Genomic DNA, 15355 nt, shown 5'->3' on the forward strand with positions numbered 1-15355 from the left:
TTTCCGTATTGTTGCAGCGACTAATACCAATCAGACGTGGTATCCGCACTACTATTGGCCTATAATAGTGTTTTAATAATCAGCTGGCTTTTCTGCTATGCCCCATCCGAGTTATTCAGGATCCGTAATTTAATGACCACAAATGTCGAACTGACCTTCACAGACCTTAATCTTCCGCAGCCTATCTTACAAGCCCTAGAGAAAGTTGGCTACGAGAAACCGTCGCCAATTCAGGCGGAAAGTATTCCGTTATTACTGGACGGACACGATCTGTTGGGTCAGGCGCAAACCGGTACAGGTAAAACTGCAGCATTCGCACTGCCAATGCTGGCTAATCTGGACATCGAAGGCAACTACCCGCAACTGCTGGTACTTGCACCAACCCGCGAACTGGCAATTCAGGTGGCTGAAGCCTTTCAGGCGTATGCCAGTTTTTCTAAAAAAATCCGCGTACTACCGGTTTACGGTGGTCAGTCATACGATAACCAGATCCGCCAGTTAAAGCGCGGCGTGCAGGTTGTTGTAGGTACCCCGGGTCGGGTTATCGATCACATTAAACGCGGCACGCTTAAACTCGACCAGCTGAAATTTTTGGTGTTAGACGAAGCCGATGAAATGCTCCGCATGGGCTTTATCGACGACGTTGAACTTATTTTAAGCCATGCTCCGGCAGAGCGTCAGACGGCGTTGTTCTCAGCAACAATGCCAGGACCGATCAAAAAAATAACCGAGCGTTATTTAAAAGATCCCAAGCATGTCAAAATCGCCTCCAAGGTAAGTACCGCCAGCACTATTCGCCAGCGTTACTGCCAGGTTGCCGGCCACCACAAGCTGGAAGCACTGACGCGTATTATGGAAGTTGAGCCCTTTGACGGGGTCATCATCTTTGTGCGCACCAAAACCGCAACACTGGAATTATCAGAAAAACTGGCCGCACGTGGATATGATGTAGAGCCGTTGAACGGCGATATCCCGCAGAATGCCCGGGAGCGTACAGTTGATCGTCTGAAGCAAGGCAAGATTGATATTCTTGTTGCCACCGACGTGGTAGCCCGTGGCCTTGACGTTGAACGTGTTAGCCACGTTATTAACTTTGACGTACCGTACGACACAGAAAGTTATGTACACCGTATCGGTCGTACCGGCCGTGCCGGAAGAACCGGTGATGCTATTCTGTTTATCTCTCACCGCGAAAAGCGCATGCTGCAATCGATTGAACGGGCGACCCGCCAGACCATCGAAGCTATGCCGATTCCGTCGATCACTGAGCTAAACGAAACGCGCCTGAGCAACTTTAAACAAAGCATCTCCGAGGCAACCAAGGACGACAGCATTGAAAACCTGATGCCAATCGTGGATATGCTGCGCGAAGAGATTGAAGCCAGCCCGGAAGTACTGCTGGCCGCACTGGTAAAAATCGCCCAGGGTGACGAGCCGTTACTGCTGAAAGAATCAGACCGCCCGGACCTGCACAGCAAGCCCCGTCGTGACCGTGATTTCGACAGTAATAACCGCCGCGACCGTGATGGTGGCAAAGGCCGCGATGCCCGCCGCAAGTCTCCTCGCGATAGTCGTCGCCCGGATGAAGGTAAGCAACGCTTCCGCATCGAGGTGGGACATGTTCATGGTGTTAAGCCCGGTAATATCGTAGGCGCCATTGCTAACGAAGCCAATATCGACAGCAAACACATTGGCGCTATCGAAATATATGATAATTTCAGTACCGTAGATTTACCGGAAGGAATGCCGGCAGACACCCGCCAAACCTTACAGGGCACCCGCGTTGCAGGCCAGCGTCTGGCCCTTCGCGAATGGTCTGATAAACCACCAGCAAAAGGCAAAGGTAAAGGTCCTGGGGCAGGCAGAGGCAAACCTCGCGGTAAATAACGTTAACGTCTAAAAAATTCTTTTTTATTCGTTTGAACAATATAAAAAACGGGGCACACTAGCTGCAATTGGAAACACTGAGAGTTTGATATGCGCTACTTCCCGTTATTTATTGATACACAGAACCTGCCCTGCCTGATAGTGGGGGCGGGTGAAGTGGCTGCTCGCAAGCTCGAACTATTACTGAAAAGCGAAGCTCAGGTAACAGTGGTAGCACCTGAAATCTGTGGCACGGTCAGGCATCTGGCCAGCTCGGCACAGGTTTCCCTTCATCAACGTCCCTTTGAAACCTCAGATCTCGACCATGTCAGAGTGGTGTTTGTTGCCACCAGCGACGAAGCGTTAAATGCTGAAATCCATGCCGAAGCCACGGCTCGTGGTTTACTGGTAAACGTTGTTGATAACACGCCTTTGTGCGGGTTTATTACCCCCTCAATTATTGATCGCTCCCCTATTGTCATTGCCATGAGCAGTGGCGGTCATGCGCCGGTTCTGCTGCGTTATATGCGCCAGAAGCTGGAATCGTTGATACCTGCCAATATCAGCAAGCTGGGCGCTTTTTCTGAACGTTTCAGAAATAAGGTCAAATCATCACTGGCATCGGTCACTGCCCGCCGTTATTTCTGGGAGTCGGTGCTCGACGGTGACATCGCCGAAGAAGTCACCCAAGGAAATAACGAAAAAGCCGAGCAAAAGTTTGAGGCGGCTCTCGCGGCTGCCGCTGAAAACAAACAAACCGAAGGTCAGGTTTATTTAGTTGGTGCCGGCCCGGGCGATCCGGATTTGCTGACCTTTCGCGCATTACGCCTGATGCAAAAGGCCGATGTGGTGGTCTACGACCGCCTGGTATCGCCGCAAATCCTGGAACTGGTGCGTCGCGACGCCGAAAAGGTATACGTAGGCAAAGCCAAAAGCATTCATACCGTTCCTCAGGACGATATCAATCAGCTATTAGTGAAATATGCTAAAGAAGGTAACCGGGTTGTACGTCTTAAAGGCGGCGATCCCTTTATCTTTGGTCGTGGTGGCGAAGAGATCCAACGCCTGATAGAAGAAGGCATTTCCTTCCAGGTGGTACCAGGAATTACCGCTGCTGCCGGTGCAGGCAGTTACGCAGGAATTCCACTTACGCACCGCGATCACGCGCAGTCTGTGGTATTTGCCACCGGCCATCTAAAGAATAACACCATCGATTTAAACTGGCCTTCGCTGGCGCAGCCAAATCAGACCGCAGTGTTTTATATGGGCTTAACCGGCTTGCCGATTATCTGTGAACAGCTGATCAAACATGGCTTAGCCGCCTCAACACCTATCGCGTTGGTGCAATCGGCAACAACCCACCAGCAAAAGGTGCTCACCGGAACACTGGCCGATATGCCTGACCATCCGCAACTGGGTGAAATAGCACCTCCAGCACTTATCATCGTGGGTGGCGTAGTTAGCCTGCATAAACAACTCAACTGGTTTGAGCCGGGCCAGCCTGCTTAGGCTGCTCATAAGCTGAAAAATTGCGCTACACTTAAAGAATGACTCTGCTAAATTGCGCGCAATGAAATATCTCAGCTTTATTGGTTGCTTCTCCCTGCTTTACAGCTTGCTCAATGTTGCTCTGGCAGAGCAAACCGCATATCGCCGTTCAGCCACAGCAGAAGGAACCCAGTACACCTTTGCCTGGCTCGATCACGATAGCAAACCCCGTAAAATTTCATTTTTATTGCCCGACGACAGCAGCCGGCAGTTACCAGTTCAGCAGGTTAACTATAATCCTCAACTGGCACTCAGGGCAGTCGAGATAGAGTTGCTCAAAGCTGCGCGGGATATTGATCCCCGGGAGGCTCGTTTTAAACTGATTAACCGGCATGATTCACTTGAGTTTAGTCTAAGCGGTAAAAATGAAAAACGCCTGGACGAGCTGACCACTGAATTAAAGGAAACTCAGGAAACCGCCTTAGATAACTACCTGACCGAGCGTTATTTTCAGCAGTATAAAACGCCGCTGTTACAGGAAGCCATTAAACCCAACCATATTCGCTACATTGAAGAAAGCACCCTGCCGCTGATCCCGTTAGCCCAGTCGCTGTATGATATTGTTGATGAGCAATCCAATGCGCGCTCTTACCTTAATTTGCTGCTTAGCTGGGCACAGACCATCCCCTACGATGAGCTGACTAACCGGGTTTCCAGCAACGGCTCAGGTTTTTCACCGCCGCTGGCGGTGCTTAATCAGAATCTTGGTGATTGCGATAGTAAGTCAGTACTCACTGCGTCTTTAATAAGAGCTTTTCTGCCGAATAACTCTATGCGACTCGTGCTGTTACGCAACCATGCTTTACTGGCTATCGCCATGACACCACTCACAAAAGACACCACAATGATGATAGACGGCATGCCGTTTATTCTGCTTGACCCAACCGGTCCGGCGCAGATGAAGCTCGGTGAAGTCAGCAAATCCACCAAGCAGGAAATCGCCTCTCAACAGTACACACTTGAAGTTATTCCGCCTGCGTTAGCCAGGCAACAGTAGGCTGGTGATTTAATCCCGATTAAAAACAGGGATCTTACCAAACGTGAAAACGGTTACTCTTGAGTTCACCCGAACGTCGGAGCAAAGATTACTACCTTAAAATAGCGCATGCAGCCAGTATCAAACCAGTTGAAAATCAGTTTGATAAATGTAATAAAGACCTCCCGTTTGTGTCCAGAGTAAGCTCCCGGAGTCTGCTATTAAACCGCTAATTTGCTGGCTCGTTCTGGCAATCGCCCTCTCTTTTGTGAGCGGTCATTCTTCTGTCTATGCCAGCGAAAATTATGCAGGCGCTGAGGCCTGTATTGCTTGTCATAAAGCCCAGGGCGATGCATGGCTGAGCTCCGATCATTATCAAAGCATGCAGCGTGCTGATGAAAACGTGGTGCTGGGGGATTTCTCAGGTACTAAGTACACCTTTGGCAAACGCACTTCGCGGTTCTTTGTGCAAGACGGGCAATATTTTATCGAAACTTTCAACCAACAGGGCAAGCAACAGACTTACCCTGTTCGCTATGTCTTCGGTTACCGCCCGCTACAACAATATTTACTGGAAACCGAGCCAGGCCGTTTACAGGCGTTTGACGTTGCCTGGGATACCCGCCCCCGATCGGAAGGCGGGCAAAGGTGGTATCAACTGCAAGATGAAAGTGTAACGGATCCTGAGCATCCCTTTTTCTGGACCGGGTATTATCAAAATTGGAACAGCCGCTGTGCCGCCTGTCATACTACCGATTTTGAAAAACAATTTAACAGCGAAACCAATCAGTATCATTCCACCTGGACAGACGTAAACGTTGCCTGTGAAAGTTGCCATGGCCCAGGTCAGGAGCATATACAGAGTATTACTGACAAAACCTATTCTTCTGATAAGACCGGCTTAAAAGACCTGGGTGAAAAACTTGTCTTTCATTTTAATGATGGCGATCCTATCGCTCGCCCGCAGCAGTCGCCGCAAGGTCCTTCACTGGCACTGGACACCTGCGGAGCTTGTCATAGCCGCCGGTCTGAGCTAAAGGAGCTCTCCGGCACTGAGCCCTATCACCAGCAATTTCAATTGGAAGGACTGGATGAGCCACTGTATTTTAGTGACGGACAAATTCGTGAAGAGGTGTTTGTTTTGGGGTCATTTCTACAAAGTAAAATGGCTGAAGCCGGAGTAACCTGCACAAATTGTCATGATCCTCACACTGGTAAAACACTTTTACCCGGCGCCCAGCTATGCAGTACCTGCCATGCACCAACCGTTTTTGCAGCACCTGAACATACTAATGGACATGAAGGAGCTGATTGCCTTGATTGCCATATGCCAGAACGTGTCTATATGGGCGTTGATGCGCGTCGCGACCACCGATTCCACCGCCCCAGCCCTAAACACCCGAATAGCAGCTCGCCCTGTAAAACCTGCCATGGAGATGCATCCGAAGGATGGTTGACAAACGCTCTTAAAGCCTGGCCAAAACGACAGGGCGCGTCTCCAGACACCCTTGGCGAGTGGGCAGCCTTAAACCAGCGCTTATCAGCTCTGGATGTCACCGCAGTGAATGCCGCCAGTAACCTGTTGAACGAAGATAAACTTCCCTCACTGGAAGAGGCCGCGCTGGTCGAGAAAATGGTTGTTATTGCGCCCCAACGCATGCTCGAAAAGGTTTCCCGCATGACTGATGACGACGATCCCATTATCAGACAAAGTGCTGCGCGTGCAGCCGCGAGTTTACCCGAAGCCAGTCAGTATCAACTCTTACTTAAATTAAGTCAGGACCCGATCATATCGGTGCGAGCGGAAGTAGCCAGTACGCTTTTATCGCTAAGACCCCAATGGTTTTCAAGGGCACCTCAACTGACCGCGTTGCTGGAGGAGTACCAACAAATATTGCGTGATAGCCAGGATCACCCTGGCGCAAACCTAGGTTTAGCTAGGATTGCCTCGCTCCAACAGCAAATTCCCGATGCAATAAAGCTCTATGAACTGGCATTGCGAATAGATCCTCAGCATATCCCCTCCTTACTGAGTTATTCGGACTTTCTACGCAGTTTTGGTAACGAAGATAAAGCCCGTAGGCAGTTGGAGCTCGCCCTGCGATATGGCAGTGATATGGCTGCGGTACAGTTCTCATACGGACTACAGAAAATTCGCGACAAGGCCTACCAGCAAGCGCTTCCCCATCTCACTAAGGCAGCAAACTCAACTGAAGCCATACCAAGATATGCCTTTGTGAATGCAGTAGCGTTATGGCAACTCAATTATCGAAAGGACGCCATAACTGTTCTGACCGAAGCTGACACTCGCTGGCCAGGCAATTACGATATATTAGTCACCCGGGCAAAATATGCTTACCAGCTGAGAGATGTAACCGCTTTGAAAACCGCAGTAAAAGCATTGGGTGAGTACTATCCCAATGACGCCACTTATAAGCAGTTACAGAGATTGCTTAACTAAGAGTTGCAGTGACTGCTTGCCTTGCTGAATTTCACTGACAATTTGTTGGTGAGTTGCATAATTCAGCGCTACTGACGGACGATAATTATTTCCGTTACTCCGCCTGTCCCGGCCCTCGCAGAGCGAGACCGGGATAGCAGTATTGAGCTTACAGGTGATGCTCGGCAAAATCTGCCAGACGCGAACGCACCACACCATCAAGGTTAATGGTGGCGCTGCCCGAGAAGTCTTTAAACTTCTCCACCAGGTAGGTTAAGCCCGAGGTCACAGCGCTTAAATAGTTACTGTCTATCTGCGCCAGGTTACCGCTACAAATCAGCTTGGTGCCTTCACCACAACGGGTAATGATTGTTTTAAGCTGCGATGCTGTGAGGTTTTGCGACTCGTCCAGGATCACAATGGAGTTCTGGATACTCCGCCCGCGCATAAAGTTAACCGACTTAAACTGAATATTGGCTTTCTCCATAATGTAACTCATGGAGCCTTTGGTGTTTTCGTCGTGTTTATGCAGCACTTCCAGGGAGTCGGTAATCGCCGCCAGCCAGGGCGCCATTTTCTCTTCTTCGGTACCAGGTAAAAAGCCGATGGATTCAGCGATTTCCGGGGTATTACGGGTAACGATAATCTTATCGTACATGTTCCGCTCTACCACCATCTCCAGTGCAGCGGCTAATGCCAGCAGCGTTTTACCACTACCTGCCGGGCCGGTAAGGATCACCAGATCGATATGCGGGTCGAGTAAGGAATGCAGAGCCATTGCCTGGCCAATATTTTTCGGGTTAATTCCCCACGCATGGCGCGACATCAGACGCTCATAACCGAGATCGAGAATTTCCATCTGGTCGCTGTCCATGGATTCCACCAGGCCAGCAAACTGATTACTTTCGTCGAGTAAAAACTCGTTAATGTATGCTTCGGGTAATAACGAGCGCGGTACGGTGTGAATGGTGTCTCGCCCTTCTGAGCGACTGTCTACCGATTTTACGCGCTCCCAAAAGTCCCCCTCAAACTGGTGGTAGCCTCGGGTCAGATATTTAATGTCTGAAATCAGCTGATCGGTACGGTAATCCTCAACATGAGCAAGCCCGGCCCCTTTGGCTTTGAGGCGCATATTAATGTCTTTGGTGACCAGCACCACTTCCTGCGAAGCGAACATCGTTTGCAAATGCAATGCAACATTAATGATACGGTTGTCATTTTCGTCACTGGCAAAAATCTGCTGTGACTCGGTCATATTTAAATCAGCATAAATCGATAACGTCCCGGTCGGTCGGTTATCACCAGCGCCGAATCCACTTAATGGCACGCCAGCCAGCATGTCTTCGGGCGTCGCATCACGCAATAAATCTTCCATGGCGCGAATACAGACCCTGGCATCACGGGCAACGTCTTTCTTGCTGTCTTTTATATAATCCAGCTCTTCCAGTACCGTCATGGGCACCACAACATCATTTTCTTTAAAAGAGAGGAACGCGAGGGGTTCGTGTAGCAGGATATTGGTATCTAGGACATATATTCTGGTGTCTGCATTGCTTTTTCTTGGCATCCGTTACTCCAATGAACATGACCAAGCTCGTCTTATTGTCGACGTGCTATTACGAGCCGATGTACACGGAGTTACAAGCCGACTGACACTCCGCATCACATCGACCATCAACTCCACCATAATCCAGTTTTTAAAACTATTCACTTTTTTTTGGCATTTTTAGGCAAATTAATTTTTATCACCTGGTTGCCTGTTCATCAGGTACGACAAGATTGCAGCTGATTGCTATATTGAGCAAGACAGCTAAGGCGGGGATCAGTACAATACGCCCCCCGGTTATCGCGGAGTAGTTTAATATGAGTACCGACACACAATTTGCCATTGGTCAGCGCTGGCTGAGTAACACCGAAACAGAACTGGGCCTGGGCGCGATTATTCGCGTGGATTTCCGTTCCATAGAGGTGTTGTATCCAGCCACCGAAGAAAGCCGCATTTACACCAAAGCCGATGCGCCACTCACGCGCCTCACGTTTACCGAAGGTGAAATGGTGAAATCGCAGGAAGGCTGGAGTTTGTGTGTTGAGTCGATCACCGAGCAACAGGGTGTGCTGATTTATCATGGTGTACGCGAAGATACCAAACAGGCTACCACGCTGGCCGAACCCAACCTCGATCACCATATTCGTTTAAATCAGCCTGAGAAACGGTTATTTAACTACCAGTTCGACCACCCTAAGTGGTTTGACTTGCGCCATGGCTCACTAACCAATGAACATGCTCACGCTAAGTCCGACACCATAGGTCTGGTGGGCGCTCGTATCGAGCTGATTCCTCACCAGTTGCACATCGCTTCTGAAGTGGGTCGTCGCTATGCCCCACGGGTACTGCTGGCTGATGAGGTTGGCCTGGGTAAAACCATTGAGGCAGCGCTTATTATCCACCAGCAAATTCTTACCGGTCGTGCGTCGCGGGTATTAATTGTGGTACCAGATACCCTGCTGCATCAATGGCTGGTTGAAATGCTGCGCCGGGTTAACCTCGCCTTTGCTATTTATGACGAAAGCCGCTGCGTGGCACTGGAAGATGAGAGCGATAACCCCTTTGATAACGACCAGCTCATCCTGTGTGGTCTTAACTGGCTGACCAGCAATCCTAAACGTCAGCAGCAGATCCAGGATACGTCCTGGGACTTACTGGTGGTCGATGAAGCTCATCACCTGGCCTGGTCTGCCGATGAGCCGTCACTGGAATATCAAACCATTGAAAAACTGGCTGAAGCCACACCGGGTGTATTACTGCTTACCGCTACGCCGGATCAACTGGGTCACGAAAGTCACTTTGCCCGCCTGCGTTTGCTGGACCCTGCGCGTTTTTATGATTACCCGGCGTTTTTAAAAGAAGAGTCTCAGTATACGCAGTTGGCAGAAGCGGTAGCACCGCTTATCGAAGGCGATGAATTAAGCGCCGAGCAAACCGCTCAGTTAACCGCACTTGCGCCTGAGATCATGGCGCAGTTTGATGATTTAAGCAGTAACGAAAACCGAGATGCCATTTTGCATCAGCTTATCGATTGCCACGGTACCGGCCGCTTATTATTCCGTAACCGCCGTGCCGCGATAGAAGGCTTTCCGTCGCGTCATTTGCATGCTTATCCGCTGCCTAAACCTGAGCTTTATGAGAATGACGAGATTACCTCTTTAACCGAAGCTCTGTACCCGGAGCGTCAGCCGGCACTTATTGATGTCTGGCTGGATGCCGATCCACGGGTGGAATGGCTGTTAAACCTGTTACCCGACATCAAACCAGAAAAAGTACTGTTGATCTGTGCCAGTGCCGCCACCGCCCAGCAATTAGCTGAGCTGATCCGTGTGCGTACCGGTATTCGTCAGGCCGTGTTTCACGAAGGCATGAGTATTGTGGAGCGTGATAAAGCCGCCCACTACTTTGCCGATCCGGAAGACGGTGCGCAAATCCTGCTGTGCAGTGAAATTGGTAGTGAAGGCCGTAACTTTCAGTTCGCCCATCATTTGGTGCTGTTTGATTTACCGCTCACGCCCGATCTTCTGGAACAGCGTATTGGCCGACTCGACCGGATTGGCCAGACCCAGGATATCCAAATCCACGTACCAGTAATTGAAGAGTCTGCTCAGTCAGTATTGTTAAAGTGGTACCACGAAGGCCTGAATGCCTTTGAACAAACCTGCCCTACCGGCGGTAAAGTGTTCGACACGGTAGAAGAAACCCTGGTAATGAACTGCCTTACTCCGTTTGACACTGAGCTGCAGCAGGAACTGATTGAGCAAAGCCAACAGCTTAACGCCGAGCTCAAAGCCAAACTGGATGCCGGACGCGACAAACTGCTGGAATTAAACGCTGCCGGTGTGGGCCGGGTCGATACGCTATTGGAGCAGATCGTCGCCCAGGACAGTGCCAGCGAGTTACCTAAATTTGCTGGCCGACTGTTTGATGCCATTGGCATTCAACAGGAAGAAAAAGGCCAGGACTGTTTTATCCTGCGCCCCAGCGAGTCCATGATTGGCCACCTGCCGGGTCTGGACCCGGAGGGGATGACGGTCACCTACCGTCGTCGCACCGCAACCACACTGGAAAACGTGCACTTTTTAACCTGGGATCATCCGCTTATTCATCATGCCATGGAAATGGTGATGACCGACATTTACGGTAAGAGCAGCGTGGGGTTTGTGGCCGATACCAGCCAGCCTAAAGGCGCGTATTATCTGGAAACCCTGTTTGTGTTGTCGGCTAAAGCGCCTGCGGCACTGCAGTTGGAGCGCTTCCTGCCGCCTACGCCAATCCGCTTGTGTCTGGATGCCAAGAGTCAGCCGTCGGATCTTGATACCACTGCCCATCGTCCTCTCGGCCGCAAGGTAGCAACACAGTTAGTACAGGCACTTACGCCGCAGTTGCAACAGCATTTACAGCATGCCCGCGAGCTGGCCCATAAACAGGCAAATCACGTTCTCGGCGAAGCTATGGATGCTATGCAAACCACCCTGGGCGGAGAAGTACAACGCCTGAAAGATTTGCAGCAGCAGAACCCGGCTATCCGTGACAGCGAAATCGAGTTTATCGAAATTCAGATGGCAGCGTTAACCAAGGTGCTGCAGGAAAGTGACGTGCAGCTCGACGCCGTACGGGTACTGGTAAACAATCCTTAAGGTTAGCGAATTAGAATGAGTGCCAACCCGGAATTTGTTTATCAACCGCCACAGAATCCCTACTTAAGCTTGTTGTATCATGATGACGATGTGATTGTGGTTAACAAGCCCAGCGGCCTGCTCAGTGTGCCGGGCAAAGCTCCGGAACACCGGGATTCGCTCATTACCCGTATTCAACGGGTTTACCCTGATGCGAGGATCGTACACCGGTTGGATATGGCCACTTCCGGGGTTATGGTGGTGGCTCAGCACAAAGACAGCCATCGCCAGCTTTCGCGGCAATTTGAGCTGCGCCAGACCGCCAAGCGTTACTTCGCCAGGATAGCCGGCGTGCCCGCTCAATCGTCAGGCTCGGTAGATTTACCGCTCATCTGTGACTGGCCCAACCGGCCCAAACAAAAAGTCGACTTTGAGTCTGGCAAGCCTGCGCTCACCCATTATAAAGTAGTGCAACAGGATGCTACCGAAGCGCTCGTGGCACTTATCCCGATAACCGGTCGCTCCCATCAGTTGCGGGTCCATATGCTTGAACTGGGCCACCCCATCTTAGGCGATCGCCTGTATGGCACACCCTCAGTGATTGCCAGCGCGCCGCGGTTACAATTGCACGCAGAGACATTATCATTTACCCACCCGACGAGCGGTAAACGCATGCAGTTCAGTGCGCCCCTCCCATTTGGTCACTACCAACCGGATGTTTTTTCAGAAGTATCGCCGGGCGCTTAATGTTTGCGGATCATAGCCGATAACCTACTATTAGTGTTTGTCCGGACCCGCTTAATTTAGTCATGAATCGCCTCTTTGCCATCATCAGCGTTGCTTGTATCCTGCTTTTACTGGTGGTTTACAGTCGCCCGGTAACGGCGCTGACACTGGACGATCTGACCCATTATTTTCATGACGAGGATTTACTGACGCTCGCCGTAGCCGACCAGCAAATTCCGGCCCTTGAGATCCAACCGAGCGTCCCACTGGTGCGCGGTACTGCCATTATCCTGGTATCCCTCCAGTCACAATCGATCAATCTGGATACCGGATTGGTACTGGCCGAGAGCCTGGGTGAAAAAGGCTGGCGCACCTTGCTTATTCCCACCGACTTTAATCAGGCCGAGGCTACCCAGCCGGCATCGGTAACCAGTGATAAACCCGTGGCTAATCTGCTAACGGCGCCGGTAAACTATGATGCTTACCGGCTGCAAATTATCGGCTTGATTAACGCCGCCTACACCCATGCCAACCAGTTTAAAGGGTATACGTTTATTACCGCCGAAGGCATGACCAGCGCGGTGTTACTCGACGCTATCCACAACGGCCTGGTCAGTGCACCGGATACGCTGGTGAGCGTTGGCGCTTTCTGGCCGGCCAGAACTCAAAACAATGCGCTGGCCGAAATGCTGGCACAAAGCAGCTACCCGGTGCTGGATATTAGTTTGCCGTCGCTGAGCCAATGGCAATCTGCCACTGTTGAGCAGCGCAGGAATGCCGTAGCGATGAGTTTAAAGCAGCTTTATCGTCAACGCACGTTTACAGCGCAGCAAAGTTATGGCGGTGCGGGTGACCGACTGCCCCGGCCGGGCAGTGCCTGGTTAGGCACCGAGATTTACAGTTGGTTACGTTATCTCGGCTGGTAGTAAACCATCAGGTTTCTCGCTTTGATACGTAAACTACTGAAGTCTCAATGGCTTCAGAATCGACTGAAAGCGCTTCTATAACCACGAATAATTAAGACCGATAATTCTCTTACAGCCCTCGCCAGATAAGATATGCCAAGACATACGGGGGTGTACTGCAACTCGTCGCATTTTTGCAATTCTACCGGTGACTTCAGAATTTTGGGCTATACTTCGTTTAGGTTTTTTTAGCGGATTGCCAGCGTGAGTATCAGTCAATTCATTGAGGAAAAATCCCGTCAGCTGTGTTTTTATTTGCGCGCTTTCTGGCAGGGCACCCTGAATTATCAGGAACTCAATTATTTTTTCTGGGACACTCTAGAGGAGTGGTCTCTCTATCGCAGCGACGATCTGGAACCGAGCACTCACAAAGAACGCGTCTTTTGGCACTTATTGCACCAAATACACTACTGGCGCGAAGATCAGCTTACCGACGACGAAATCTTACGCGAAGAATTAACCCATTGCGTGGCTTACCTTAAAGGCGAGTCGGTGTACCCCATGGATTGCATCGGTATCCGTCCCTAACGCGAGCGGTAGCGCTCGCCTTTTCTTTAGCCAGACTGGTATACCAATCCGCATAGTAGTTTACTCTCTCAGAGTGATCCCTGAGGGCTAGACGAAAACGACTTAGATCACGACGCGTTCTCTGCGGCATAGTCATTCTATGTCCAGAGGACGCAACACAGAGGTAAGCCGTTTTGGCCACTCCCTTTGGGCAATTCCCTGAGGGCGAGCTACTATGCGGATTGGTATTACTTGCAGCCACAGGCTATACGTGATCCAATAAGCGCATAACAATAGTTAAAAAGAGTCTTTCTTAGTGCGCACATCTCTGGCCATTTTCCGCGACAAGCGCTTATTCAGTATATTTGTTTTTGGCATTGCCAGTGGTTTTCCCTGGGTCATGATCGGCTCAGTGCTCTCCGCCTGGCTTAAAGATGAATCCTTGTCACGCTCAGCCATTGGATTGTTTGGCGCTATTTTTGCCGTTTATTCCTTTAACTTTTTATGGGCGCCGTTACTCGATCGTATTAAACCGCTGGCGCTTGGTCAACGCCGTGGCTGGATAGGGCAAATGCAGTTGCTGATCATTGGTTGCTGTGTGTGGATGTCGACCCTAGATGCCCAAAGCTCGCTGTATCAGATTGCCCTGTGTGGTTTTATTATCGCATTAAGTTCGGCCACTCAGGATATTGCCATTGATGCCTTCAGAATAGACACCATCGCTCAACACGAGACTGACGCCATGTCGGCAGCTTCCTCGTTGGCAACAGCCGGATGGTGGACAGGCTACGGCGGGCTCGGCGCGATACCGTTTTTGGTGGCCGATTTGCCCGGCTGGGAATGGCAACATATTTATTTATTGTTGGCTGCGATTATGACGTTATGCCTGATGGCTACGTTGGTGGTGGCTAAAGAGCCAGACGTAAACCGACAAGCTATGCTGGATGCCGCCACTGAGCGCTACCAGGCATTACTTAGTGCTGGCGACAGTCTTTTCGGTAAGATCTCAAGCTGGTTGTTAGTCAGCCTGGTCGAGCCGTTCCGGGAATTTTTCAGCCGCAACGGGGTAAAACTCGCACTGCAGATCCTGCTGTTTGTATTTTTGTTTAAAATTGGCGAAGCGTTTCTTGGCCGGATGAGCATTGTGTTTTACAAAGAGATAGGTTTCAGCAACAGTGATATTGGCACTTATTCAAAATTGCTCAACTGGTGGGTCACCATTGTGTTCTCCATTATCGGCGGACTGGTGAATATCCGCTACGGTATTTTCCGCGGTCTGTTTATTGCTGGCATTGCCATGGCGGCCAGTAACCTGATGTTCGCCTGGATGGCGGAAATTGGCCCGCATAAGGGCTGGTTTGTGGTCACCATTGTGCTGGATGGCTTTACTTCAGCATGGAGCACCGTAGCCATGGTAGCCTTTATATCCTTGTTATGTAACCGGGCGTTTTCGGCCACACAGTATGCCCTGATGGCGTCTTTGAGTGTCGCCAGCCGCACCTTACTGGCATCGGCAAGCGGTATTCTGGTGGATGCAATGGGCGGTAACTGGGCGCTGTTTTTTGTTCTCACCGCCCTGATGGTTATCCCCAGCCTGGTCATTCTGTACCGGCTGAGGCATAACATTACGGCGATTGAAAAAGGCAACTCTGCCGGATAGTT

At 50.6% G+C, this 15355-nt stretch carries 10 protein-coding genes; 9 read left to right on the forward strand and 1 reads right to left on the reverse strand.

From position 1 onward, the window contains the following. Positions 1-132 precede the first annotated feature (132 nt). The 4 genes from D9T21_RS09860 to D9T21_RS09875 all read left to right on the forward strand — a co-directional run bounded on the left by D9T21_RS09860 (position 133) and on the right by D9T21_RS09875 (position 6851). On the forward strand, positions 133-1887 hold the full coding sequence (locus D9T21_RS09860) for a DEAD/DEAH box helicase (RefSeq protein WP_123324787.1): 1755 nt from the start codon (positions 133-135) through the stop codon (positions 1885-1887). A 90-nt stretch (positions 1888-1977) separates the two neighbouring features. Then, entirely contained in the window at positions 1978-3375 is a 1398-nt protein-coding gene (cysG, locus tag D9T21_RS09865; protein WP_123324788.1) for a siroheme synthase CysG, read from the forward strand. 61 nt (positions 3376-3436) lie between these two features. Continuing rightward, positions 3437-4411, forward strand: a complete 975-nt coding sequence (locus D9T21_RS09870) for a hypothetical protein (protein ID WP_123324789.1) — start codon at positions 3437-3439, stop codon at positions 4409-4411. A 247-nt stretch (positions 4412-4658) separates the two neighbouring features. Beyond that, positions 4659-6851 carry an ammonia-forming cytochrome c nitrite reductase subunit c552 gene (locus D9T21_RS09875; RefSeq protein ID WP_123324790.1) on the forward strand — a complete coding sequence of 731 codons (2193 nt, stop codon included), beginning with the start codon at positions 4659-4661 and terminating at the stop codon, positions 6849-6851. A 148-nt stretch (positions 6852-6999) separates the two neighbouring features. On the opposite strand, the gene D9T21_RS09880 is transcribed toward D9T21_RS09875, so the two are convergent. Next, the gene (locus D9T21_RS09880; protein WP_123324791.1) at positions 7000-8397 is read right to left on the reverse strand and encodes a PhoH family protein; all 1398 of its coding nucleotides are present in this window, start codon (positions 8395-8397) and stop codon (positions 7000-7002) included. A 296-nt stretch (positions 8398-8693) separates the two neighbouring features. Here D9T21_RS09880 and rapA point away from each other — a divergent pair, with 296 nt between their 5' ends. The 5 genes from rapA to D9T21_RS09905 all read left to right on the forward strand — a co-directional run bounded on the left by rapA (position 8694) and on the right by D9T21_RS09905 (position 15353). Beyond that, positions 8694-11516, forward strand: coding sequence for an RNA polymerase-associated protein RapA (gene rapA / locus D9T21_RS09885; protein ID WP_123324792.1), 2823 nt, complete (start codon positions 8694-8696; stop codon positions 11514-11516). Between the two features lie 15 nt (positions 11517-11531). Further along, positions 11532-12242, forward strand: a complete 711-nt coding sequence (rluA, locus tag D9T21_RS09890) for a bifunctional tRNA pseudouridine(32) synthase/23S rRNA pseudouridine(746) synthase RluA (RefSeq protein ID WP_123324793.1) — start codon at positions 11532-11534, stop codon at positions 12240-12242. Between the two features lie 62 nt (positions 12243-12304). Then, positions 12305-13147 (forward strand): DUF3530 family protein, encoded by an 843-nt coding sequence (locus D9T21_RS09895; protein ID WP_123324794.1) that lies wholly within the window; start codon positions 12305-12307, stop codon positions 13145-13147. Between the two features lie 243 nt (positions 13148-13390). Beyond that, entirely contained in the window at positions 13391-13714 is a 324-nt protein-coding gene (locus tag D9T21_RS09900) for a hypothetical protein (RefSeq protein WP_105935735.1), read from the forward strand. Between the two features lie 295 nt (positions 13715-14009). Then, positions 14010-15353: an AmpG family muropeptide MFS transporter gene (locus D9T21_RS09905; protein ID WP_123324795.1), complete on the forward strand. Its 1344-nt coding sequence runs from the start codon at positions 14010-14012 to the stop codon at positions 15351-15353. Positions 15354-15355: the final 2 nt, after the last annotated feature.

The organism is Marisediminitalea oceani, from assembly GCF_003731635.1.
GTDB lineage: Bacteria > Pseudomonadota > Gammaproteobacteria > Enterobacterales > Alteromonadaceae > Alteromonas > Alteromonas oceani.

Coding starts and splice junctions, on each gene's coding strand:
- D9T21_RS09870 (WP_123324789.1), top strand. CDS start 3,437: ATGAAATATCTCAGCTTTATTGGTTGCTTCTCCCTGCTTTACAGCTTG.
- rluA (WP_123324793.1), top strand. CDS start 11,532: ATGAGTGCCAACCCGGAATTTGTTTATCAACCGCCACAGAATCCCTAC.
- D9T21_RS09895 (WP_123324794.1), top strand. CDS start 12,305: ATGAATCGCCTCTTTGCCATCATCAGCGTTGCTTGTATCCTGCTTTTA.
- rapA (WP_123324792.1), top strand. CDS start 8,694: ATGAGTACCGACACACAATTTGCCATTGGTCAGCGCTGGCTGAGTAAC.
- cysG (WP_123324788.1), top strand. CDS start 1,978: ATGCGCTACTTCCCGTTATTTATTGATACACAGAACCTGCCCTGCCTG.
- D9T21_RS09860 (WP_123324787.1), top strand. CDS start 133: ATGACCACAAATGTCGAACTGACCTTCACAGACCTTAATCTTCCGCAG.
- D9T21_RS09880 (WP_123324791.1), bottom strand. CDS start 8,397: ATGCCAAGAAAAAGCAATGCAGACACCAGAATATATGTCCTAGATACC.